Annotated in this window: 19 protein-coding genes; 2 read left to right on the top strand and 17 right to left on the bottom strand. The window is 43.8% G+C overall.

Translation table 11 applies throughout. The annotated features are described in order from the left end of the window. Window positions 1–10: 10 nt before the first annotated feature. From tssJ to OCV12_RS08955, 17 genes are all read right to left on the bottom strand, one after another. A complete protein-coding gene (tssJ, locus tag OCV12_RS09035; RefSeq protein ID WP_261884442.1) occupies window positions 11–499 on the bottom strand; it encodes a type VI secretion system lipoprotein TssJ in 489 nt (162 codons plus the stop codon). Then, window positions 496–1,446, bottom strand: coding sequence for an FHA domain-containing protein (locus OCV12_RS09030; RefSeq protein ID WP_261884441.1), 951 nt, complete (start codon window positions 1,444–1,446; stop codon window positions 496–498). The genes tssJ and OCV12_RS09030 overlap by 4 nt, the downstream gene beginning before the upstream one ends. 3 nt (window positions 1,447–1,449) lie before the next feature. Then, on the bottom strand, window positions 1,450–2,178 hold the full coding sequence (locus tag OCV12_RS09025) for a type 2 periplasmic-binding domain-containing protein (RefSeq protein ID WP_239848177.1): 729 nt from the start codon (window positions 2,176–2,178) through the stop codon (window positions 1,450–1,452). Next, on the bottom strand, window positions 2,165–3,163 hold the full coding sequence (locus tag OCV12_RS09020; protein WP_261884440.1) for an ABC transporter substrate binding protein: 999 nt from the start codon (window positions 3,161–3,163) through the stop codon (window positions 2,165–2,167). The genes OCV12_RS09025 and OCV12_RS09020 overlap by 14 nt, the downstream gene beginning before the upstream one ends. After that, window positions 3,160–5,727 carry an MFS transporter gene (locus OCV12_RS09015; protein ID WP_261884439.1) on the bottom strand — a complete coding sequence of 856 codons (2,568 nt, stop codon included), beginning with the start codon at window positions 5,725–5,727 and terminating at the stop codon, window positions 3,160–3,162. The genes OCV12_RS09020 and OCV12_RS09015 overlap by 4 nt, the downstream gene beginning before the upstream one ends. 10 nt (window positions 5,728–5,737) lie before the next feature. After that, window positions 5,738–8,350, bottom strand: coding sequence for a type VI secretion system ATPase TssH (gene tssH / locus OCV12_RS09010; protein ID WP_261884438.1), 2,613 nt, complete (start codon window positions 8,348–8,350; stop codon window positions 5,738–5,740). Between the two features lie 46 nt (window positions 8,351–8,396). Then, the gene (locus tag OCV12_RS09005; RefSeq protein WP_261884437.1) at window positions 8,397–9,329 is read right to left on the bottom strand and encodes a type VI secretion system baseplate subunit TssG; all 933 of its coding nucleotides are present in this window, start codon (window positions 9,327–9,329) and stop codon (window positions 8,397–8,399) included. Window positions 9,330–9,393: 64 nt separating this feature from the next. Beyond that, entirely contained in the window at window positions 9,394–11,145 is a 1,752-nt protein-coding gene (gene tssF, locus OCV12_RS09000; RefSeq protein ID WP_176681106.1) for a type VI secretion system baseplate subunit TssF, read from the bottom strand. Beyond that, a complete protein-coding gene (gene tssE, locus OCV12_RS08995; RefSeq protein ID WP_176681107.1) occupies window positions 11,138–11,560 on the bottom strand; it encodes a type VI secretion system baseplate subunit TssE in 423 nt (140 codons plus the stop codon). The genes tssF and tssE overlap by 8 nt, the downstream gene beginning before the upstream one ends. Continuing rightward, the gene (locus OCV12_RS08990; RefSeq protein ID WP_261884436.1) at window positions 11,560–12,954 is read right to left on the bottom strand and encodes a type VI secretion system contractile sheath large subunit; all 1,395 of its coding nucleotides are present in this window, start codon (window positions 12,952–12,954) and stop codon (window positions 11,560–11,562) included. Before OCV12_RS08990 ends, tssE begins: the two co-directional genes overlap by 1 nt. Window positions 12,955–12,992: 38 nt before the next feature. Beyond that, window positions 12,993–14,471 (bottom strand): type VI secretion system contractile sheath large subunit, encoded by a 1,479-nt coding sequence (tssC, locus tag OCV12_RS08985; protein WP_017110738.1) that lies wholly within the window; start codon window positions 14,469–14,471, stop codon window positions 12,993–12,995. Next, entirely contained in the window at window positions 14,471–14,974 is a 504-nt protein-coding gene (gene tssB / locus OCV12_RS08980; protein WP_009846607.1) for a type VI secretion system contractile sheath small subunit, read from the bottom strand. Before tssB ends, tssC begins: the two co-directional genes overlap by 1 nt. Before the next feature lie 19 nt (window positions 14,975–14,993). Further along, window positions 14,994–15,515 carry an Hcp family type VI secretion system effector gene (locus OCV12_RS08975; protein ID WP_086713379.1) on the bottom strand — a complete coding sequence of 174 codons (522 nt, stop codon included), beginning with the start codon at window positions 15,513–15,515 and terminating at the stop codon, window positions 14,994–14,996. Between the two features lie 32 nt (window positions 15,516–15,547). After that, a complete protein-coding gene (locus OCV12_RS08970) occupies window positions 15,548–16,993 on the bottom strand; it encodes a type VI secretion system protein TssA (RefSeq protein ID WP_261884435.1) in 1,446 nt (481 codons plus the stop codon). A gap of 219 nt (window positions 16,994–17,212) precedes the next feature. Next, window positions 17,213–17,512: a PAAR domain-containing protein gene (locus OCV12_RS08965; RefSeq protein WP_017110734.1), complete on the bottom strand. Its 300-nt coding sequence runs from the start codon at window positions 17,510–17,512 to the stop codon at window positions 17,213–17,215. A gap of 24 nt (window positions 17,513–17,536) precedes the next feature. Next, window positions 17,537–18,097: a DUF6931 family protein gene (locus OCV12_RS08960; RefSeq protein ID WP_261884434.1), complete on the bottom strand. Its 561-nt coding sequence runs from the start codon at window positions 18,095–18,097 to the stop codon at window positions 17,537–17,539. 68 nt (window positions 18,098–18,165) lie between these two features. Next, the gene (locus OCV12_RS08955; protein ID WP_261885948.1) at window positions 18,166–20,148 is read right to left on the bottom strand and encodes a type VI secretion system Vgr family protein; all 1,983 of its coding nucleotides are present in this window, start codon (window positions 20,146–20,148) and stop codon (window positions 18,166–18,168) included. 373 nt (window positions 20,149–20,521) lie between these two features. Here OCV12_RS08955 and OCV12_RS08950 point away from each other — a divergent pair, with 373 nt between their 5' ends. Together OCV12_RS08950 and OCV12_RS08945 are read left to right on the top strand one after the other, a co-directional pair. Next, entirely contained in the window at window positions 20,522–23,695 is a 3,174-nt protein-coding gene (locus OCV12_RS08950; protein WP_261884433.1) for an HD domain-containing phosphohydrolase, read from the top strand. Window positions 23,696–24,107: 412 nt separating this feature from the next. Next, a complete protein-coding gene (locus OCV12_RS08945; protein ID WP_261884432.1) occupies window positions 24,108–24,827 on the top strand; it encodes a GntR family transcriptional regulator in 720 nt (239 codons plus the stop codon). Window positions 24,828–24,843 lie beyond the last annotated feature (16 nt).

The following is a 24,843-nucleotide window of genomic DNA, read 5'->3' as shown; positions in this document are numbered from 1 at the left end:
GGCTTTTTTATTAAAAGATTTGCCACCAGCTCGAGTCAGGCTGTATCAAGGCCAACTCTGCTTTCTTCCCTGTAATTGTTAACTCTAACGTTTGCTCTGGGTCGGAAGGCATCATCAAAACGGTTTTGGTTGTGCCGTTTTGGTAATCCGCGAATTCGACCAGTGCTGCAATGTACTGAGTGTTCTTATTGATATCTAACGTCAGTTTTTGTTCTGAGCTCGGCAGTACAATGGGTAATACCTGCTTTGAAACTAGGTTTGCTGCCAGTAACTGCAAGTCATTGTTGTATAAATCAATAAACGGAAGTTGTTTGAACAGTTGTTGATCCGTTAATTGGTAAAGCCTAACCACTACAGGGTTGGCTTGGTCGTCATTGTATTGGTTGACTGTCGCATCCGCTTTAACGGTCAACGAGTATTGAGTGACAACAGGAGCAGGGTCCGATGAAGAACATGCTGCTATCAGTAAACAAAGCGATAAGAGTATGAGGCGTTTCATTCTCTCTCCTCACTTTGCTTTTGCATGTTCTCCATAAACAGCGCTTTGAACTGACGTCTAAAATCTCCGTTGTCTTGGCGGTGTTGGAAGTGCTTTCTGTAGATCTTCCAATACTTCTTATCTTTATTGGTAAAAATGCCGCTACTTACGTACTCACTAAACTGGTTCTCAAGTTGCTTTGGTGCAAATTCATTGAGGAACTGATCAACCGTCTGTTCTAACGCGTCGAACAGTGCTTTTTGTTGGAGCTGTGGATTCTGTAAGTACTGTTGGTTTTTCTCGGTTAGCGTAATGAGCTTGTCGATCGACTCTTCTATACGTGTGTTGTTATCAACATTAACCGGTAAGTACTCTAGTTCAGCAGAAGAGAGGGCGTTGCTATCGCCATGAGCAATTTCGTCCACTTCAATGTTGGGTACAACTTTGTCGTCGTCTAAATCTTCAAAAGGGTCAGACGAGAAGGGATCGTCACTCAATACGTTCTTCGAAGAGAAGTTTGAGGCTTTCTTAACGGTTGCGACTTCTGGTGCGTCATCTAAAAAGTCTGTGTCGCTGTCGTCCAGTTTTAAGTTGAAAGGTTCTATAAAAGTATCATCCTGTGTGGTATTGTTGGTCGCGCTCACTTTTGGGTCACTTAATAGGCTCACTAACAGTGTGTAACCGCCCAATTTGATGATGTCACCATCGGTAATGACGTACTCTTTATCTTTTGCCAGTGACTTGTCGTTCAACGAAACGCCGTTGTTACTGATGTCTTTAATCACGTAACCACGATCAGTGGGGTAGAGTTCGCAGTGAGTTCGAGAGATCCATTTCGTTTGATCGGGTAGCGCAATATCACATGATGGGGAACGACCTAAGCTTCCGCCACTTTCTGGCAGATACGACACTCTAGAGGAAACAACCTCTTCAGCAGGTACAGAAATCATGTGGACACTGATGGACAATGGCTACTCCTTGCACTTGGATATGGCTGAGTTAAAACTATCTAGGAAACCTGAGTAGGTTTTAAGGAATCGATTCGAAAAATAGACCCCCATATCCTTGGTATCTAAATTCGTCGAATTGAAGTAATCGAGTGGTAAAGAGGCTTTATCCAATTCTCTTTTAAAGACCAACTCATCCTCTAAAACAACATCAATTTCCCTTTGTTTTAAAAGTCTTAGTAATACTTTAGCATCTCGTGGCTGCTTAACGACGTTAAATCCATTACGTTTTAGCCAAAACCATTTGTTTGAGCCAAATTTGGCAGAAAAGTTAAGGTTTAACTTTGACAATTCATCAACCTTCGGCTCCACTCCTGGGCCAAAATACCAATTTAAAGTTTGCTTCGCGATAGGCGCAGAGAGCGTTGCGTATTCATCTCGTTCTGAGGTTTTGGTTGCAACGAAGAAACCGTGTTGGCTGCCGCTATGAACACGCAATTGCGCATCAGACCAAGTGGTCATTGTCAGCTGATAAGGTTGTCCCATCATACCTAAGGCACATTTAACCTTGTCTAAGGCGATTCCTTGCATTGAGGCATTTTCATAGGTTTGGTACGGCGGCCAATCTTGCGTGGTCAGCATTAGACGAGATGGCCCAATTTTGACTTGAGCAGAGGCACTCACCGACCAAAACGTCGAGATGAGTAGGGTGACTAAAGATAGTCTGATGGTAGAGGCTCTAGTTAACATCATTAGAGTGTCCTATCACTTCAGAGATCTTCAAGATTGACACTGGCGGGTAATAGTCGAGCTTATGTGCGGCCTCGATATTAACAATATAGGAATATTGGCTTAGTGACTCTATCGGAATGTCTGAAGCTTTTTGAGTTCCTTTCAATATGTTCTTCGCTTTGTATCCAGCAAATTGACCAACATTGTAGTAACGGCTGACAATACCAAATAAGGCCTTATGGTTTCTTATTGGGCTTTCGGTGGCCGAGAATGTGGGGATACCTTTCGAGTGTAGCCCTGATACGACTTCCCCTCCTTGGGTGATGATGTATGAATCAGGTGGTAAATAAGCCATATCGACACCATCACGTTTCATATTATTTATCGTGAGGTTAATTAAGTCGCTGTTTGACTTACTTTTATCAATGTTTAATGGGTACAACATAACACGCTTATTATAAATTTCCGATAACTCCATCATTTTATTTGCGGTGATAATCGAATTATTTTCGTCAGCGTTATATATAACCCCAAGGCTTGAAATGTTATTGAGCTTTTCTATCGCTTTGAATTGTATTTCATGGGGTACGATATGCGATACACCAGTAAAGTTTCTCTCTTTTGATGATAAATCAGCGATCAACTTTGAACCTACAGGGTCGGTAACAATGCTGAATACAACGGGCGTGGAGTTATTCAGTCTAAATTCACTAGGGTTAGTGTAAGTCCCTAATAAATTCAAGGTTATAGTGGTGCCGAACGAATAAATGAGATCAGCATCTTTATATTCTAAATCCATAATATGTTGTTTGAGCTGTGCTTTATCTCTATTAGCATCAAGAATCGTAAACCTTACATCAACGTGTTGGGATAAATAATCCATGAAGCCTTGTTCGGCATCGGTTACCCCTCGCCATAATAAAAGAATGACGTGTTTTTCGTCACTTTTAGCGAGCGAGAGTGGGGTCATTAAAATAAAGCTAAGAACGAACACTATAAATCTCATGATTGAACCCCTAGCTTTTGTTTATCCGACTTCAGAAATATTGAGAAAAAGACAATTAAGCTAAAGGAGCTTGCTAGTAGTGATGCGCCAAATATAAGAATAGTTTGGTCATAGCCAAAGATGCTCAAACACACCCCGGCTAGCATTGGACCTGCGATATTACCGATGCGCTCAGTCAATCTGAATATGCCGATGATTTTTCCTTTCTCGATTCCTTGACCTGAAAGTAGATCGATAACCAAAGGTATTTGTGGAGAAACACAGATGCCATGAGCAATACCAATAATTATCACGATCAGCAGTAACCCCAATGTGCCTTGAAAGAAATAGAAATTAAGTAAGGCGAGGGATGAAAGTAGTCCACCAATAAAGATAAAGGCCATTTTGTTTTTGAGTTTGTCGACCAGAATGGCACTCAATGGCGAAATTAATATGATGGCGAGACCGTAAGCCATAATCACACGCCCTGAAACAGAGCTGCTTTCTCCAAGGAATTGCAGGTAAACAGGGCAGATGTAGTAGAGGAATCCTGTGAGGACGATCTTCGCTGGTATCGCGCTGAATATCGTGATCAAGGCAAAATACTTATTGCTCAACAGCAGCTTAAAGTCTTTTAACTTAACGGGCTTACTTGAATTACTGGTGTTCGATTTTTCGAAAAACACATACACGAGTAACACACTGAGTGTTGCCAATAATCCTGCAAGCATAAACGTTTCTGAATAGCCCAGCTTCTCAGCGAGAATCCCACCAATCGCGGCACCACATAACGAACCAGAGAAGAAGGCTGACAAGAAAGTCGCCATGCCTTTGGTGCGGTTAGTGTCGTTAGTCGTATCGGACACATAGCCCTGTGCCGAAATGAATACGATGCCGTAGCCAACGGCAGTAAAGGCGCGAGCGACGAGTAACAGTTCAAGAGACTGAATGAAAGCAGTCGCGACTAGGCCAATACAGGTGATGAGCCCACCTGTCATTAGTGAGTGTCTTCTGCCTACTTTGTCTGACCAATAACCCGCAAACGGTAGAGAGATAGCCCAGCACAACATGAATAGGGAGATCGGTAAGCTCGTGACAAGGTTTTCAGGAATCCAGCCAGTAGTGTTTTCGAGCGAAGAGACGAATCTTGGAAAAAAGGCCAGCGAAGACGCTTCAGAGAACACCAATAAAAACAGCGGCAGTCGAATGAATCTGAAGTCTTGTTTGTCGATATCTTGCGATGGCTGACTTGGGTTGAGCTTGGTGATCGCTTGGTTAGTGAGGTTAAGCAGTTTGCCAATTTCATCGCGGGTCGAGATCTTCGCCAAATGATTCACAATGTCTCGGTTCACCAACATGAACACTTTCTTTACTTGGTTCCATGGTGAAATAATCATGAAATTACACATAAACAGAATGATTTCAGCCACTACAAGACAAGAGGCAACCAACACGGTAATTATATCCATGACGCTCTCTTTGAGCAGGTTGATGATCAAGTTGTTATCAGTGGTTACGTTCAATTGAATCGTATGGCTGTTGTTGAGTGAAAATGTCGATTCTCGAATGGAAGGGTGTTCAACGTGCTCTGCTGGGTAACGATAAGAAGTGCCAGACTGTCCTTTGAAGTTAATCGAGAGAATTTCGCTATGATGATCAACGAAGAAAGCAAACTCCTCTTCTAAGCCATGCAGTTTGTCGTCAGGAACTCCCTTATCAAGTAACCCTTTGATCATTTGATTTAATGAGTCGCCAATTAGGTTTGATTTCTGCTCGAGTTTTACTTCGTAGAGTTGGGAAAATTTGTCTAGAGATTGATACGAAACCCCTAGGTTGGCGACGATCGTTAGAAGGATAGCAAGTGAGATGATAAACACCGGAAAGTGTTTTGTTTTTAGCTTTTCAAACTTAGACAGTGAGTTTGGGGATTGCAGTGCTTTGTGAGCTTGAGTAATGGTCGGAAGCAATTCATCCGAATCAGAGGCGGATTCAAATATCGCGGTTGCGCCTTTTACTCGGCCAACAATACCTTCTAATAGATATTTCAAGGCGACAAACGCGAATAAGCAAGAGAGCAGTATCCAAATCGCCGAATAGAGAAACTGAAGTTTGAGCAAGAAGGTTTTTTGTTGCTCTAACAGAGTCGTGGAGTAGTAGAGCTTAACTTGGCCTTCTACTAATCCAAAGGAATTGGTGATGTCTAGTGATAGCTGACGGTCACTTTCTTGATTCCCCTCTCCGGTACCAAACAGTCGTTCACCCGACGTTGAGACGACCACCAAAGCGGTAATACCATCAACGATTTTTAAACGGCGATCCAACATGCTTTGTATGTTTGATATTGCTGAGAGCGGCAAGCCTAAACTGATGGCTTGGTTGATGTCGTTATGTGTCTCTTCCAACACAATTTCATAGATGGAATCGGAGGTTTCAGTCAGCCTTTTTTCGAAATTGAAATAGTTGAGTGTTGCATTTAAGGTGATGGAAAACAGCAAAACCGCCATGATGGCCAGCATCAACTTAACCCGAAGAGACAGGTTAAGTAATGAAGGTTTGGTCAAGGTTTGGCTGGCTTTGCTGTTCATTGGTTAAGACCTACTTAATAGATAAATCAAAGTCGGCACTGTTGTTCGTCGCGCTAACAGTCACTTGAGTAATCGGTTCGCTACGGCTGAGTCGACCAATACATTCTTCAGCCAATCTAGGCATCAATGAACGATTAATGATTTGCTCAACGGCACGGCCACCGGTCGTAGGATCGGTATTACGGTCAACCACGAACTGAATGAAATCTGCATCCCAAGTGAATGAAGCCTGATATTGCTCCGCAAGTTTCTTCTTGATTCGATTGAGCGAAATCTCAGTGATCTTCGCTAGCTCTTCATCATTAAGCGGGTAGTAAGGAACAATAGTGGTTCGACCTAAGAAAGCAGGTTTAAAGTATTGCTGCAGGTCTGGACGAATGGATTCAAGTAGCTCGTCGTTGTCAATACGGTCTGGAGACTTAGCACACACGTCACAGATAGCTTGATCGGCGGCATTCGACGTCATAATGATGATGGTATTTTTGAAGTCGACGGTTCGGCCTTCACTGTCTTTGATATGGCCTTTATCAAAAATTTGATAGAACAAGTCATGTACGCCAGGGTGTGCTTTCTCCATCTCATCCAATAGAAGCACTGAGTATGGATTGCGTCGGATTGCTTCTGTTAACACACCACCTTCACCAAAGCCGACATAACCCGCAGGTGAGCCGAGCAACATTGAGATCTTATGTTCCTCTTTAAACTCGGTCATGTTGATCACGGTAAGGTCGTTGCTACCTCCGTACAGTTGCTCCGCAAGTGCCATGGCGGTTTCGGTTTTACCCACACCACTTGGGCCACACATTAAGAACACACCAATAGGTTTACGATTATCGGTTAAACCTGCTCTAGAGATGCGAATAGCCTTTGCGAGCTCATTCTTCGCAACATCTTGACCAATGACTCGGGTATTGAGTTCGTCTTCTAAGGTTAGTAACTTAGCGATTTCATCACTCATCATGTTACCAACTGGGATACCTGTCCAATTGGCAATCACTTGAGCGATAGTGTTGTCGTCAACCATGGCATAAACCAAAGGCTCTTCACCTTGCAAGCCTGCTAATTCGGTTCGCAGAGCATCAAGTTGCTTCTGCTTGGTGGCGTCGACCGCATCTTGCTCTTGTTCTTCAGTGATCTCTTGTTGAACTGTTTTGATTTGATCGACTAATTCAATCTCTTTTTCCCAACGGGTGTAATACGCAGATAATGCTTGTTGGTTTTCTTCGATAGATTGTGCCAGTTCTTTGATGACTTCTGCGCTGTTTGAGAATAGGGCATCTTCTTTTTCTAGCGCTGACTTTTCATTTTCTTGGTAACGAATAGTTTGCTCTAGCGTTTCCAGTACCTCAGGCTTAGCACCTTGAGTCAGTGCGATTCGAGCACTGGCGGTATCAAGCAGACTGATCGCTTTATCTGGCAGTTGGCGACTTGGCAGGTAACGGATCGATAAGTTAACCGCAGCTTCGATCGCAGATTCAGCGATAAATGCACCATGGTGAGCTTGCAGTGAAGCAGCTACACCACGCAGCATCTGCATTGCATCCTCGGCGTTTGGCTCTTCAATGGTCACAACTTGGAATCGACGTGTGAGTGCAGGGTCTTTTTCGAAGTACTTCTTGTATTCGGCCCACGTTGTGGCGGCAATGGTTTTGAATTCACCACGTGCTAGCGCTGGCTTTAGAAGGTTGGCTGCATCGTTTTGTCCGGCAGCACCGCCAGCACCAATAAGTGTATGGGCTTCATCGATGAACACAATGATCGGTACTTCAGAGCTTTTCACTTCGTTGATGACATCTTTCAGGCGGTTTTCAAACTCGCCTTTAACGCTCGCACCCGCTTGCAGTAGCCCGAGATCCAGAGAGTGGATTTGTACGCCTTGTAGTGCGCTTGGTACTTCGTCTGCTGCAATCCTTAGTGCTAATCCTTCAACAACAGCGGTTTTACCTACACCGGGTTCACCGACCATGATTGGGTTGTTTTGGCGTTTACGACACAGGATATCAATCGCTTTTCTGACTTCGGCATTACGGCCAGAAATAGGATCAATATTTCCGTCAATCGCTTGCTGAGTCAGGTTAACGGTATATTTGCTTAATGCGTCGTTACCCGCAGGCGTGGTATCAACTGAACCGTTAGCAGAAGGCGCGGCAGTGTTACGTGCAATCGGGGTTTTCTTGATCAGACCTTGTAGAGACTCTAGTGATACGCTGCTTAATGCCTCAAGTTGTAGTGTGCTCACACCGAGCACATTCTGCTGCATCAAAGCTTGAATGAGGTGCAAACTGACTATCTCACCGTGGCCGTAGTTTACGGAAGCGATCATCCAAGCATCTTTGATTAACTCAGTTAAGCTGTGGCTTAATGTTGGCTGACCTTCATTGCCCTTCGGCAACATGGATATTTTCTTTGTCAGCTCATTGACTAGCGCATCTAATGAGAGCTTTTGAGACTCGCACAATGCCATGATCTTAGGATCTTTCTGGGAGATGAGTTGCAGAATCCAGTGTTCTGTTTCTATCGCTCCAACACCTTGGTTCATCGCCGCGCCCGCAGACGCTTCCAGTGCTTGCTTAAGCTCGGGAGATAGCTTTCCTACTAAGTTAGTGAGAGTTACTTGTGTCATAGTCAATTCCTTGTATCTCTATAATCTATACATTCCGTATTACGAACTACAAAAGCAAAATCTTTACGGTTTCATTGGGGTTACGCTCAGGGGCTAGGTAGTCAATCTCACCCAAACGAGCAGCCATAGAAACGTTGCTTGATAAACGGGGTCTGGTTAAATATGAACGCTTAACGTTCAGGTAAATGGCAACGGGCGTGCTGTCTTTTAAATAATGCTGCGTCAAAGACAACACCGCTTTAGCAAACTGGTCATCTTGCTGAATCTCGAGAAACTCATTTCTGTTTTTTGGGGTAACAAAAATACTCAAATTGTTGAAATGGGCGAGGCAGGTCTTTCCAACTAAAAAACCTTGGCCTAGACGACTGTTGAAGTCGCGGTTAGTACCGATTCGAGTCAATGAATCTGAAGGTAGAAGGCGTCGTTCAAAGGCTTTACATTCAACCTCAATCGAATATGGAAAAAAGTCATTTAAGATCTTTTTCAATGTGGTTAGACTGCGACTTTGTTGGCTCAGAAGAAGCGAGTATTGCAGATACTCTTTATGTTCTTTCCCTAGCGCAGCAAAGTGATTCAATAATGCTGTTTTCTTTGGGTTTTGTTCGCTTTCAACGAGCAGCCAACGTCGTGCATTGGTTCGATAGGTAATTTCGAAGTGTCTTTGATTGAACACGTCCAGAAAATCTTGCAGAGAATGATCTTCGTTGTGTATCGCCGCTAATAGCTCTTCGTAAATGTAATTCGGTATCACGCCTTTGACGCCAGAAAGCGCTTGTTTCGCTAGTCTGAGCTTGGCTTTATTTCCCTTCAACGAAAAATATTGAATCTCCTGAGGGTTGCCCGTTGGCATTGCTTCAGACTTCAATTGAATCTGTAACGGCGTAGTACTTTGGGACTGAAGTTGCTCCAACAACCGCATCGCCTGTGAAAAGTCGTATTTTTCAGGCTGAGTCGCTAAATCCTCGATGAAGTGCTTCATATCATCTCCCTATGACCATCGCTTTGGCTATCTATAGCTGACGGTGTTGCCGATATTCGTTGCGTTATAGACACAATTGACTACCGTGAATTTTCGGGTACTTTTTGACGATACCATCTCGTCCGTAAATACGGATCTTTAGCTGGATGTATCGGTCAAAACTACAAAATTGTTGGAAGAAGCGGTTCAACACATCGGCAAATGCCAAGTAGGGTGATGTGGCATCAAGCGTCAATTCAATCTCAGTACCGGGAGAGAACACGTTTTTTCCCAACACACGAATAGCCGATACTTGGGAGTTAAATGTGATCGAGTGAATCATCTGAATTTCAGCACTTGATACCTGTTCTCGGCTGCACAAACTCAACATGTGTTTGAGGTCCGCGACTGGGTTGCTCGATTGCACCAAAGACGAAAAGTTGGTGTTCAACAAACTAATAAATTCCCAATGGATGTTTTGGTCAACTTCCTTGGTGATGGGCGCTGAAGGTGGGTAAATAGGTGAAAACTCACCAGGTAAGTCGATGCTTTCTAGGCATTCTAACGTACCGCTTACGCCACACGCCTGCTTACCATTCGTGCACAGTAAGTTGGTGCCGAGCAGTTTACTAAATTCAGTATTGGGCGTTTCCGATAACGAGATTGCGATGCTCATTTCACCGAAGTGATTATGTTTACTTTGCCAGTAGTCGTATTGTTGATTGTGAGAATATTTCTCTTTAAAAAGCGGGACTAAAGGTATCTCGCCATTGGGCGTAATCTCATAAACATTCTGAATTTCAATGATTTCGATATTGTTGTCGCTGTGTGCGTCTGCATTGACCGGAACTGAAAGGGTTCGGTGATCGTAAGGGATCGGTTCGCCTGTTTGTTCGAACAAGTTAATTGCGGGCATCACGTTCAGTTTGAAAACATCTTTGTTGAACAGGCGGATAAACTCAGACGGTAATGAGGACATGAACAAATTGATTACGATTTCAGACTCGTCAAATTGGCTCGCGTATTCGGCAAAGTTCTTAAGTCTGAAGAACTGTCGTTTCTCTTTGAAAAAGAAGAACTCGTTGATCAGTTGGTAGCCCGTAAATTGATTTCCGTGTTCTGGCAGAAATTTGAACTCTAGGTCACTGATTCGATTCTTAAGCTGGTGGCTATCGACAGTGACGTGTCGAGCGCACTCACTGTCTGAAATTGAAATCGATAAGGTATTGTTGAGAAGGAGTTCGACTAACGAATCTGCATTGTTCTCAAAGCCTTTGACGAAGAAGTCGAGATCGTTCAACTCCAAATGGCTGAAATGGACTTCAGGATCGCCTGTACTCAAAGAGATTTGAACAACGGCAGAGCTTTGATTAGCCGATTTCGGTCTGTTAAAGCTAAACGGAGCGCTTAAAGCCTTGATGTTACCTAAATTAAACGGGGCTATTTTGAGTTCATCAACGGTTCTAAATAGGCATTCGTTTTTGGTGTTAGTGCTCGAAAACAGTGAACCTTTTGGTAACGTGCTCGATTCAATCGGACCATCTTCCGCAAGCAACTCCAAATAGGCAACGCTTGGAACGGTTTGAATGTAAGAAGGGTAGAGGACGCTTAAAATGCCTTCAATCACCTCAGGAAGTTGCTCAGAGAGCTTCTTTTCTACTTTCGCATTCAAAAGTGCTACGCCATCTAAAAGGCGAGCCATACTTGGGTCTTCAATCTTACCCTGATGAATATTGAGTTTTTCAGCGTGCGTTGGATATTCTTGACCAAACTGCCCCAACGAACGGCGCACAAAAGCCAGTTCTTGCTCGAAGTAACGCATAATAGGTTCAGTCATAGTTATCTTCTTCTAAAGAGGTCGTTAAGTCGCTCAATGCGATTTTTGAATCGAAGATCAGGTCTTGTTCGCCATGGCTGGTTTTTACCTTGGCAATGATGTTGAACGATAGCGAGTTGTCGCCTTCTTTACGCTCTCCGAGTTCGACAGAAATATCATGTAATCGCGGTTCAAAGCTCTTGATCCAGTTTTCTATGCGCAAAGTAAGCTGTGTTTTTTCTAAGGTTGCGCTGAGTAACTGGATATCTTCGATACCAAATTTCAAGTTAGAGCGATTAACTTCAATCAACCTGTTATCGATATCTGTCAGTGACGCCTCGGCTTCTAACAGCTTGGTGAGATGGAACTTGATGTCTTCAATCTCAGCATCCTGATAAGGTTTTGAATCGCTAATAAAGGTTGTCCAAAAGCTCATTACGCCAACTCATTTAGGTCGGTAGTTAGAACTACTTCGCCACTGAAGTAATCAAACTGGTATTGAGGAACGATACGTAGAGTACAAGCAAAGCTGCCAGCTTGAGCACCAGACTCAGTGACACTCACTTTAGCGAAGCTTAATGGGTATTTAGATAAGGTCTCTTCATTGGCAAACGACACATTGCTTGAGAACTTTTCAATCCAGTGTGTCAAAAACAACTCACACTCTGTGGCATTGTTGAAGCTGCCAATCATCTCTCTGACCTGAACTTTTAAGTAGTGAGCGATTCGGCAAGACATCAGTGTGGTTTGAATCTGGGTAAGCACTTTGTCATTGTCGCTTTGCCCACATTGCCAAATCGAGTTATTACCATTGAAGTAGAACTTGTCGGTTAAAGGGCTTTTCGCTAATGGGATAAAACCGCTTTGCGCGTAAAAGTTCGATAGTTGGCCGAACAAGCTAATGTCGGCGACTGGCTTTTGCAGGTGACTATCGAAATAGTGGTTCGCAGGCAGATTGATAACAGCACCTTGAAGCTTGTCGTTCCAGCGAGATTTTAAAAATCCAAACCAGTTAACACGGTGAAACTCTCGCATGATAGTGGTCGCCAGTACCATATTAGCTAAACCCCAAGCGCCTTTACCTTGCTCGTTATAAATGAAGCCAGCTCGTCGGTTTTTGTAGGCATCACGAAGGCGCACTTGAGGAAGTGCCATGCCGATAAAGCGAGAGCTCGGTTTGCTGCGTAAATCCTGCCACGCTTTAAAATCGGGGCCGGAAAGTATTTTATTGATACGTTCAATGTCTGATAGCCAATCAGCGCCACTTTCGCCAAAGAAGGTCGAGACTGGGGAAAAGAGCATAGGGCATAGTGTTGCTTCGCCTAATTTACCTAATAGCTCTACGGTAAACAGGTCGTCGTAATCGGCGTCAAAATCGATATCCATCGAGATAGGGTGACTAAACGTGATGCAACCAAACGGGTGACCACCTAAGGTATTGAGTTCGTTATTACCAATCTTGTTATACAAGTCACTGGATTTGGTCGAATAAGCTTGGTTGACGTCACTGGATATCTCCGCCCAATTCATATCGAGTAACTTTACATGAGCTCTTTGATAGCTGACGGGTAGGGATACGAGTTGTTGAAGGCTTAACCAGTTACGCTCTAGCTTTTGAAATTCAGGTTCATGCAAGATTTCATCAAGCTGCAAACTGAGTTCAGTATCGATTGTTGATATAAGTGTTGATATCAATGAAATTAGTGAGGATTTAGAGCTTAAGGAGTGTTTGTCTAACTCAGAAAACAGAGATAAAGCCTCTTTCATAAAGGTATTATCTGTGTCATCTAATTGATTGAATTTGTTTTGCCATTCTGTATTTAACTTCATACAAAATTTTTGGCCGGATTGCTCCGGCCAAATCCCTATTAGCCTGGAATCTTCGCAACCATTCGAACTGAAGTCGTCAGTTCTTCAAGTTGTAACCAAGGTCTTAAATGAGCGACAGCTGAGTATGCGCCTGGCTTACCAGGTTGCTCAACCACCTCGATGCGAGATTCACAAAGCGGGGTTTTCGCACGTTGCTCATTACCAATTGCACCAGCGTTGGTGTATTGGTCGATCCAAAGTTGTAGCTCGCGTTTGATGTCCGGAGCTTCAAGGTTCGAGCCTAGCTTATCTCGACCCATTACTTTCAAGTAGTGGGCGATACGACTACTCGCCATGATGTAAGGCAGGCGGGCAGAGATTGCAGCGTTCGCCGTTGCATCTGGGTCAGTGAAGGTTTTAGGCTTCTGTGTGGTTTGACCGCCGATGAATACAGCGTAGTTCGAGCTTTTGTAGTGAACCAAAGGAAGGAAACCAAGGTCAGAAAGCTCTTTCTCACGCTCATCTGTTAGGTTAACTTCGGTTGGACATTGCTGAAGTAGATCGCCAGCTTCAGACTTGTACGTTAGGTTTGGAAGATTCTCGACCTTACCACCGTTATCTAAACCACGAATAGAAGTACACCAGCCAGAAGCGGTATAAGCTTGAGTCATTTTAAGACCCAGATCATACGCTGCATTTGACCAAACTAACTGATCATTGCTGGTCGGCTTAGGATTTCCATCCATGTCAGTGCCTAACTCTTCATAAGCAAAGACATCCGTGCTTAGGCCTTTGTCACCATAAGGTAGACGAGCCAGAGTACGAGGCAGAGTTAGTGTTACGTAACGTGCGTCATCACTCTCACGGAAAGAGTTCCATGCTGCGTATGCAGGAGAGTCAAAACCAGCGGCTACCGGTTTGCCTTCAGAGAAGGTTTGGAAGTCGTTAAACTCAAACATCTCAGCGTTTGCAGCGGCAATGAATGGTGCGTGACACGCTGCAGCAACTTCACCCATGTAGCGAAGTAGGGCAACATCTTCATCTTTCGCGCTAAACTCGTAGTCGCCAATGAACGTACCGTAAGGTTCACCACCGGCAGTACCGAATTCACCTTGATAAACGGCATTGAACAGCGGGCTACGGTCAATCGCAGGCGCATCTTCAAATTGGTCTAGCAGTTCTTCTTGAGTGTAATCGACCATTTTGATCTTCAGATCTCTGCCAAGCTCGCTCTCTTTAACCAGTTTTTGCAGACCACGCCAAGAGCCTTCCAGCTTTTGTAGGTCTTTCTGTTGCATGACTTCAGATAGCTGTTGAGACAGTTTTTTATCAATCTCAGAGATTGCATTTTCAATGGTTTTTGTAACGTTTTTATCCCACGTCACCGTGCCAGAAAGTGCTTGCTCTGTAAGGACAGAAAACAGCTCTTTTGTGGTGTCCGCAGGAGTTTGAGTGGTTGCTTCAATCGCACGGTCCAGGAAGCTCAGTGAGCCTTCCGCCGCCTCCGGTTGCGCTTGATTCTCAGTTTCAGTACTCATTACTCAGCTCCTTCTTCTTTAATACCAAGCTCATCAGAAAGAGCATTAATCGTATCTGCACTTTGTAGTACTTCTTTAAGTAGCTTCTCTAGGTCGCGAGAACGATCGGCTTTAGAAAGAAGTACCTTCAGTTGATTGCGGGTTTCGACTAGCTTCTTAAGCGGTTCAACTTGTTCGATGATCGCTTCAGGTTCGAAGTCTTTCATTGAGTCAAACTTAAGGCTCGCTTCGAATTGACTGTCATCGCCTGCAAGTACGTTGTCTACTTTTAGGGATAGTTCAGGACCAACGCGCTTCATTACAGTGTCGAAGTTGTCTTTATCAACGTTATAGAAAGTACGATCTTCCACTTCTTCTTTGTCTTGCTTATGGCCTGAGTAGTCACCAATAACCCCAACAACAAAAGGGAGCTCTTTGGTTTCTACAGCGCCATTAGTCTCAACGTCATAGGTAATACTTACGCGGTTCTTACTTACGCGTTTATGTTGGGAATTTAGTGCCACGGTAACTCTCCTTGTTTAATTACTTAGCAGTTGAAGTAACTTTAGCTGTAGTAGCATCGAAGCCAACCTCAGGGCCTTTCTCGATCTTACCGCCGTCTGCTTCAATGTAGTAAGCCTTCGAAATTTCTGTGTAAGTTAGGCTGAAAGATTCGCTTGGCAGTGAACCATCCGTACCAGACATGTTGTAGCTAGACATACGAGCCATTTTTAGCGTTAGAATCAGGTATGGATCAGCACCAGAACCTTCACGGTTTGGTTTTGTCATAACGATTTCAACAGTGCGACCTTCAGGGCCCGGCGCATATAAGAATGTGGTTAGATGTGGTGTTGCACCATCACAGCCACGAGTCATGTTGACTTCACCAAGAGCAACCATGCCTTGGTCCGCATTGTTTGCATTACCTACATCGATACCAACACCACGAACAGCGCTCCAAGAAATACTATCAAGAGCAAAGAAACCATCTTTGCCTCCGATTTTTTCTACAGTTGCCGCACCTTTTGGTGTCGTACCATCAATTCTCATAAAAATAGAAGCCATTACTTTCTCCTTGCTTGACGCATTAATGTGCTTTACCACTCAAAATCTTGCAGGCTGCTCGATGATGAGTCGGAAGTAGATTCAGATGTTTGGTTTGTATCTGTCGTGCTATTTGAACTATCGGGAACTGACGTTGCTGTCGCGGGCTCTTCAATAGTCGGTTTCGCTACCGGCGTTATCTCCGGAGCGGAAGTCATTACTGGAACCGACTTTCCAGACAAGTCCATCTTGTCTAGGTTGTCCATTCCCGTCATTTGATTAATTTGAGCAATCACATTTTGTTCATTGCCAATCATTTCTTGCAGCAGCTCTGGGAAGCTCATGTAGCCCCAACGAATTGAACGCTCAAGTAAGAAGGCGATAGGGCTGTGAGGTTCTGTTTCTTTGAAGTATTCGGCGATTTTTCGTATCTCTTGAAATGCATGGTCGCGATTCACAATGCCGTTAATGCTCGATACATTCTGTACAACCGTTTGAACTTGACTCGAAGTTGGCTGAATACTTGGCGCATGAGATTGCGCTGGGTTTGCTAGGGGTTCTTGCCCTAGATCTTGGTTGGTTGCCGTCGCAGGATTAGCGTTGCTGGCAGCAATATTCGCTTGCTCTGATGCCGCAGGTGTTGAATCGCTTTGCACTGAGCCGTCTGCAGTGTTCTGAATAACATGGAACTCATCATCTAAAGGCCAAGGAGTGAACTTTTCACCCACTAAGAAATGTATCGCCTTGATAAGATCACGTACATTAGTTTTGATGAAATTAAAACTGATTATGGTTGCACCAACGGTTTGGCATTTTGCCGCTAAGTTTTTTTCTACGACCTCCAATTCGCTGTAAATGCTAGCCAATTGAAAAAGTGTTTCTGAAACGCTTTGGTCAAATGCGCCTAAAGCTGACTCTTTTAATTCTGCAATATTGCCTTTGCGCTCTGCAGTGAGGTAGTCACCAAAAGTGATACCGGCACAAAAATCAATCATTTGAAAAGGAATGTAGACAGAACTTGAGTCAACAGACTCACCAACTAATTGAAGTAGGGGTTTAGTTCTAAACTCAGTAATTTCCTTTGCTCTGCCTGCATCATCAGAAGCTTTGAGTTTTGCTTCTGGTGGCATTGGGTTCAACGTGTCCCAAAATTGGTCGATGAAAAGGTTTAAAGCAGGGACAGCACTAGCAAGGTTATGGAATGGTTGCGAAGTAAAGAGTTGGCTAGTGATGTACCAACCCAATATCTCTAAGTCTTTCGATTGGGAAGTCAGGGTTTCTTCTGAAACTTTTCTTAGCTCAGCCCAATTGTCTGTATTGGCATCTACGATCGCGGGATCAGACGAAGCGTCAGGTGTTTCAACTAACTGTCTAAATGAAGATTGAGCACTGTTATAAACATTTCTCAAACTGCGATAGGCACTTCGATCTAACTTCAAATAAGTGCCCGACGGCGCATCATCTGAGATAGGAACAAGTAAGTGGTCGATTTCTGTCATATACATCCTGTAAAAATCTATTTGTTATCCTGATCGCACAAAGTGTCATTTTTGATACATATTCCTTATGTTTCGTAAACACTTGTTAACATTTATTAATTCTAGAGCTTTTTCTTGAAAAGTCTCATGCAAAATAGATATTTACTTAAAACTTTGAACTTCATCTAAGAAAGTGGACCGATGTCACGGTTTTTTGAAACCCTATGAAATGTAAGGTATTTAACCTCCAATCATCACGGTTGGCATACCAAGAACAATCGTGCCGCCATGGCTTGTTGTATCGCCCATACGCGCAGCGGGTTTACTCATTATGAGTACGGTAGCACTGCCCTTAATGATGCTGTCTGGAGGTCCGACACATACGCACATGTCACCAAGGGTTGCTGCTGGCATATTGCCAATAAGTACCGTTGGAACGCCGGGGCCACTAATCGGGCCACCAACGTGGGGGATAGGTGGGACTGCAGGTGTCTGCATTGGGCAAACGTGCATGTCAGTTAATCGTGCGGCTAACGTCATTAGTTACTCCTGTCATCTTTAACTTTATGCTTTACTGCCTTTGGCAAGCTCAAGTGCAATGCCAATGGATTTCTTATAATACTCGTTGGTTTTATCCCAGTTAGGCAGTGCCGCGGAATGGTTGATCGCGCCAGCTACCGCCTTAGAGTATAAGAAAGGATCGGGCAGAACGTTGGGTAAATCTGGCGCCACAATGCTGCCAGAACCATTCCAGAATACGGCTTGAGCTAACCAAGACGGGCCGCAATTCAGTTTGAGCTTGTTGGAAAAGAGTTCGCTCTTTCGCCTCTGCTCCTCTGAAGGAGACTTCACCCAAGCCTTGGCGGTTGAAATACACTGCTTTTGCATTGTAGACCACACATCATTTCTTGCATCGAGCGTATGTGCGCCCCACCAAATAGCCTCACGCACAGGCAACCCGTGAGCAAGAAACTGAACCAAGTCGAAATAGAGTTCGTCTTTCAACAAAGCTTCTATGGAATCAGCGACGTTGAGCTCTTCATCTATCAGAGCTTGAGCTTCGTCTGAGCTTGAAAACCTGTCGAGCAGTTGCCTGCCCGTTTGATATGGAATCTTTTTATACATCTTTTCGTTCTACCTAAATTTCGTTCGTGGTGGCTTATGAGCTTGATGAGTGAATTTCCTTGAACGGATTAATTCACCTTTACAATCGCGCCTTTGAGTTCGCCCATCACACCACCATCGAAAGTTCCTTTTAAGCCAGACTTAAACTCGGCACTCAATGATCCTTCCGCTGAGAGGGTAGTATCTGCTTTGATAGCGACGCTGAGCCCTTTGATACTGTTGGAACTTGTTGCTTCGAGCGCTGTTGTCACCCCTGATATCTTGTTGGCCGATGTTGCCTTGCTTGTCACGTTCATCCCTTCGAGGTTGAGAGCGCTGCTCGCTTTAATGTCGATGTTACTGGCTTCAATACTGATGGAAGATGAAGACATGGTGATCTTGCTGGAACCTACCGTTAGCTCAATTTTGTCATCGGCTTCTAACGAGATGGATTTGCCTTTCTCACTGATCGCTTTGTCTGAGGTGAGCGTGTAGTTATCTTCTGTGGAAACAGTTACTTGCTTAGTCGTCTTCTGAAGCAGTTCGCCTTTGATCGTTTCAGTCAGGTTGTTTTCTACTTCTTTGGTGAAGTCTTTCGTCGCGTGCATGTACATAAGCTCATTGTCTTTCTTATCATCGAAATAGAGCTCATTCGCTAATCCACTTAACTTAGTGCTGATCCCTGTTTTAGTAGAGTTGGCTTCTTTGTAAGGGGGCGCGTTTTTACTGTTATAGACACTGCCTGTGATAATCGGTTGATCTGGATCGCCATCAATAAAGCTAACCAGTACTTCTTGTCCCACTCTCGGGATGAATTGAGCGCCATAGCCACTGCCTGCCATCATCTGAGCGACTCGCACATAGCAACTCGTCTTGTCTCCGGATGCTTCGGTATCCCAATGGAATTGAATACGGACTCGACCTTGGTCATCTTGATTGATTTCACCTGCTGTACTACCCGCGACAATTGCGCTTTGTAGACCGTGTATTCTGGCTTTATCTCGCGGTGTCGGATAATTAGGAATTGAGGTATCAAGTAGGGTGAGGCGAGTATCACAGTGGTTCTCGGTGCTATATCGGATATGAAGTTCAGTGACGAGGTAGTCGCCCAGTTGAGCTTTGTCCAAATGGGATGCTAATGAAAACCAAGTGCCCAATTCGAATGAGTCGTGCTGCGCTTCTGCGTCTACGGTTTGATAGTTTTGCTCGAGTTGCTCAATACGTCGCTTAACTAGATTGCTTGCGAGATCTTCCATCCCACCTGTGATACCAAGGTTCGGGTAAAACTGTTTGGTTAACTTGGTGTTGTTAGCAATTGTGTGGCTGGATTTCTTCTCTTTACTGCTTACTAATTTGGTTTGTGAGTAGTCATAACTGGTTAGTTCGATACTGGCACCATGAAACTGACCTTGAGGCATCCATTTATCGATCAATGGATTACTGCCGGAGGGGACTTCAATCATGTCGAATTTGCCGGCATCTGATTTTTGGAAAGGGCTCTGTGCATCTTGAAGCATCATCAGATGGTCTGAATCGCTGTGTTGGAAAAAGTAATGCACGCCTTCTTCTGCAAGCAAGCGTGTTACAAAATCAAAGTCGCTTTCATTGTATTGAACGCAATATTCGCGTTTCGATGAAGGCATGGTTCCTGCTTTGAAGGAGCCACTGAAACCAGCTTGAGTTAGTACGTCTGAAACAATGTCTTTGGTCGATTGGCTTTGATAAACACGGAACGAGTGAGTGTGTTTCAATAACCAAAACCAGGGTCTTAGAGTGACACGGTAACTAGAGTATTGCAGATTACTGTCCATACCCAGTAATTGAACTTGTGTGACTATACCGTTGAATACTCGCGTCGCGGTCAAATTGTCGGTGTCGTTAACAAAGCGGGTAATAGAGAGTTTTTGACCCAGTTGGTCGTCAATAACAAAGTTCTTAGAGATAAGAGTGAGTTCGATTTTAAAAGGCTTCGATAAGTACTCAGAAATAGCAAAATCGCTGACTGCATGCTCGTTGCTTTTAGAATCTTTTGCCACAATCGTGCTGGCAGAAGGGGAGAAATTATCCGTCATAGGCTCGCCTGATAATGCTCGAAGATGTTCAGACATACGATTATGTCGATACTAACGAACTGACTTGATGTTAAAATTTTATATCTAAATTTATAGCATAAAGTAAATAATATAATAAGCATCATAACAAAGGCGTGAGGTGTTTCCATTTTATGAAAACAAATACCATTAATTTAAATAAGGAAATTGGCGGTCAATTTATATTGTTAAATATCATTAAAATATAAGGTTATTGCGACGTAGAGGGGAGATATAGGGATAACTTAAATAATATATAGAATAATGTGTTGCTAGAGACAGTATGCCGTAGTAATAATAGAAATATTGCTAGCATGTTACATTTCTTCGCTAGTGGTTATTCAAGGACAGAATAATGAAAAACACAAAAATCTCATTACGGGTGACCGTTGGAGGGATGTTTTTGCTTGCGACGGTACTGACGGCGATCGTAGCGGTTTCACTTCAATACTATTTCAGCAAAAAAATGGCGACTGAGCACACCTTGTCGAAACTGACTATGGTATCTCAAGATCTCAGTGACTATATCGGTAACATCGATTCTGATGCGATAAACACTGCACGATTGCTCTCCTCTGTACATCGTTCTATCAGCCACCAAATCTCTCGTGAAGAGTCACGTGGGATCCTTTCTGAAGCAATAAAAGACAACCCTCTATTTTACAGTATCTACATTGGCTCATCTAATGAACGCTTCTTCCAAATTATCAATCTAGAGTCTTCTCCTTTTGTTCGAGATAAAATCGGTGCTGATAGTACAGACCGATGGGTTGTAATAGAGATCAGTGATAGGGAAGCAGGCCGTATCCGAACGACCAAATACTATGACCTTGAATTTAATCTTCGAGATTCAAAAACAGAGCCGAGTAATTACTTTCCCACGACAAGACCTTGGTACGTAACAGCGAATACTGAGACTGTTGAAAAGACGCAGCCTTACCTTTTCCAACATCTCCAAATCACTGGACAAACCTATTCTTTAGCCTTTGAATCCAAAGCGGTAAGCGACACACAACATGTGATAGGTATTGATATCGTCCTCTCTTCGTTAGCGAGCAAGTTATCTGCTAGTGCATTGGACTTGGATGAAGAAAGCCAGGTTGAATCCTTTTTGTATTCCAAATCAGGAAACATTATTGCTTCAAACCGCGACCTCGATACGACACAGGAACTTCCACAATCCGATCAAATCAATTGGTCGCCTGAGCAGCAAGCCATAATAGAAGCTACGCCGCCTTTGTTGTTCTCGAATCAAACGGATTGGGGGCCAATGGATTTCTCTGTTTCGGGACAACCTAATGGCTATGCGATTGATCTTCTAAAGATGGTCGGGGAGACAAGTGGAATACAGTTTGAATTTGTAAACGGATTTTCTTGGAAAGAACTGACAGACAAGTTTCATGAAGGAAGCATCGATGGTCTTCATTCCATCCAGAACTATGAGAGTAATGGTGTAAAAGGATTATATACCGATGCTATTTACGATTTACCGTTTTCGGTGGTGACTCGCAGTGATGTTCAAACCGTATCAAGCTATGGCGAGCTGAGTGGTAAAAAGGTCGCGATTCTATCTGGATGGTCTATTACACCTCAGTTAATACAGGATTTCACAAGCATTGATCTTGTTGAAGTTCCTAATATTGAGGCTGCACTTGATGCCGTAGACAATGGTGAATACTTTGCGGTACTGGATGCCAAGCCTGTCCTCGCTTTTTCTCTGGATAAGTTCTTTCATGCCAACTTGAAGGTGAATGACGCATTGTCTGACCTAAAAGCAAACTATCCAAATCAGTTCCATATAGTGTTGCAGAATAAACATCAGCAGCTCTTACCGATCATCAACCAAGCGATTGGTGCACTGACTGTTGAACAGAAAGAAGCGTTAGCGCAAAAGTGGTTTCATCATCAGGCATTAAATACTGGAACCACCATTCCTTATACCGAACTTTACGAGAAAACCGCGACAGCGACGACTGAAGGCGAAATGGTCGAGATGGTGCTCAATGGAGAGACTAAACACCTTTATCTGAAAAAGATTGAGACGGGTGAGCATTATTCAGAATACTTTGCTGTGGCGATACCTGAGGCGGAAATTTACAGCGCGGTAAACAAGCGTGTGGCGACTTCGATTGGCGTGACTGTGCTGCTTATGAGCCTCACATTGCCTGTGGCTTGGATCTTTGGAGCGCCGATTGTTCGACCTATACGTCAGCTTAAAGCTGAAACAAATAAGATTAAACAACGTGATTACGACAGTGTGAATGTGCTTGATACTCGTATTAAAGAAGTATGGGAGTTGTCTGTCGCCGTTAAAGATATGTCTGCTGAGATTAAGCAACATGAGCAAACTCAAGAGGCGTTTGTTGAGTCGTTTATTAAGCTTATTGCTCAAGCGATCGATGACAAGTCTGCCTATACAGCAGGGCACTGTAATCGTGTGCCGGAACTTGGTTTGATGTTGGCAGAGGCGGCGGAGAAATCACAATCTGACCATTTCAAAGACTTTAAATTCGAGAATGACGATGAGCGTCGTGAATTTAGAATTGCAGCTTGGCTTCATGATTGTGGCAAGATCACCACGCCTGAGCACATCGTTGATAAAGGTTCGAAGCTAGAAGCCAACTACAACCGAATTCACGAGGTCAGAACACGATTTGAGGTGCTTTGGCGTGATGCAGAGATCGCCGCATTGAGAAAACAACTGGAAGGCACGCTACCAACACAGCAAATCGCCGACGAACTTGCTGCGGCTAAGCAACAGCTACAAGATGACTTTGCGTTCATCGCCAATTCAAACGTTGGTGGTGAGTTCATGAGCGGTGATAAAGTCGCACGTATTCGTTCTATTGCTGAAACCACTTGGACGCGCAATTTTGATGATCAACTTGGCCTATCACCAATTGAAGCGTTGAATAGGACACCAAGCTCAACCTTACCTGCGACAGAACCACTTCTGAGTGATAAGCCAGAGCACATAGTGAAAAGAGACCGACCGTTAGAGTTTGACCCAAAACACAAGATCAAAATGGACGTTCCTGAGCACTTATATAACTTAGGTGAGGTTTATAACCTGAGTATCGCTCGTGGTACCTTGACCGAAGAAGATCGATTCAAGATCAATGAGCATATGCTTGGCACCATTAAGATGCTGGAGAACCTACCATTCCCTAAAGAGCTAAGTCGTGTGCCTCGTTATGCTTCGACCCATCATGAAACGCTCAAAGGTACTGGTTATCCAAGGAAGCTGACTGCTGAAGAACTTTCTATTCCAGAGCGTATTCTGGTGATATCCGATATTTTTGAGGCATTAACCGCTGCGGATAGGCCGTACAAGAAAGCGAAGCCAATTAGTGTGGCAGTCGACATAATGCACAAGATGGCGTTGGACGAACATATCGATATCGAGCTGTTCAGGTTGTTCTTAACCAGCGGGACGCATGTTCGTTACGCAGAAGAGTATTTGAAACCAGAACAAATCGACTTTGTGGATATCAATAAATACCTCGAAGTCACTCGTCAGATTGCTTAACCACCGGATGTTTCGTTAAGGCAAGTACGGTCTCATCCTAAATTTCGTTTAACAAAAGGCGCACATGAGTGCGTCTTTTTTTGTGTCCGTTTATCATTGAACTCACTGGCAGGTATAGGTGAAGCGGTGTTTGGCGACTTAACTTGGTTAGTTGTCGACACATTATTTTGACCAGCTTTAAGGAAAGTAAAGGTTTAGTGGAGTGTTGGTTTGTTAAATTCATTAACTAACAATGACTTAGTTTTATTTCATGCTTGATGTGGCCATATTTAAACTGGCTAAAGAAAATACTACCTTAGTCTAAATTGTCGACAATTCGCTTGATTGTCGACAATTTGATCGTGTATTTTATGTTCATGTTATGGAATTGTTGACAATTAAGGTTCGGCAATCAGAAGTGAGCAGCGTGAATATGAATACTGCGATAAAAAATCTCACCTTAAGTGCAAACACGAAAACACATGTTAGCGCTAAAGAGAGCACCAAGTCAGAAAACCTGACGGAATACCTCGTTGAGGCGATTGTTAATGGCGAATTACCACCGGGCAGTAAGATCTCAGAACCGGAGCTGGCTAAACGCTTTGAGGTAAGCCGAGGTCCTTTGCGTGAAGCGATTATGCGGGTTGAAGGACTGGGGCTTATTGAGCGTATTCCTCATGTTGGCGCCCGAGTGATTACCTTTTCTGCTGACAAGCTACTTGAGTTATACGCGGTTCGAGAGGCTCTAGAAGGTATGGCTGCGCGACTCGCAGCAAGACACATCACACAAGAAGAACTGATCGGCCTTGAAGGGTTATTGTCGACACACTCTCAGCATATCGATGAAGTAGAGGGTTCTTCCTATTTCCACCAACACGGCGATTTCGATTTCCATTATCGAATCATTAAAGCCAGCCGCAACAGCAAACTCATTTCTTTATTGTGTGATGAGCTTTATCACTTATTACGCATGTATCGCTACCAATCGCCTAGAGCTCAGTCTCGACCAAAAGAGGCGCTTGATGAACACAAATATATCTTACAAGCAATTCGCAATGGTGATGAAGAGCTAGCAGAGATGCTGATGCGACGACATATCTCCGGTAGTCGTCTGCTTATCGAACAACAAATTCAATCCAAAGATATGGATTAAAAAACTGACAAATAAA

The sequence above is a fragment of the Vibrio pomeroyi genome (assembly GCF_024347595.1).
Lineage (GTDB): Bacteria > Pseudomonadota > Gammaproteobacteria > Enterobacterales > Vibrionaceae > Vibrio > Vibrio pomeroyi.
The sequence above is the reverse complement of the archived record's forward strand: the minus strand, read 5'-3'. Positions and strand labels throughout refer to the sequence as shown.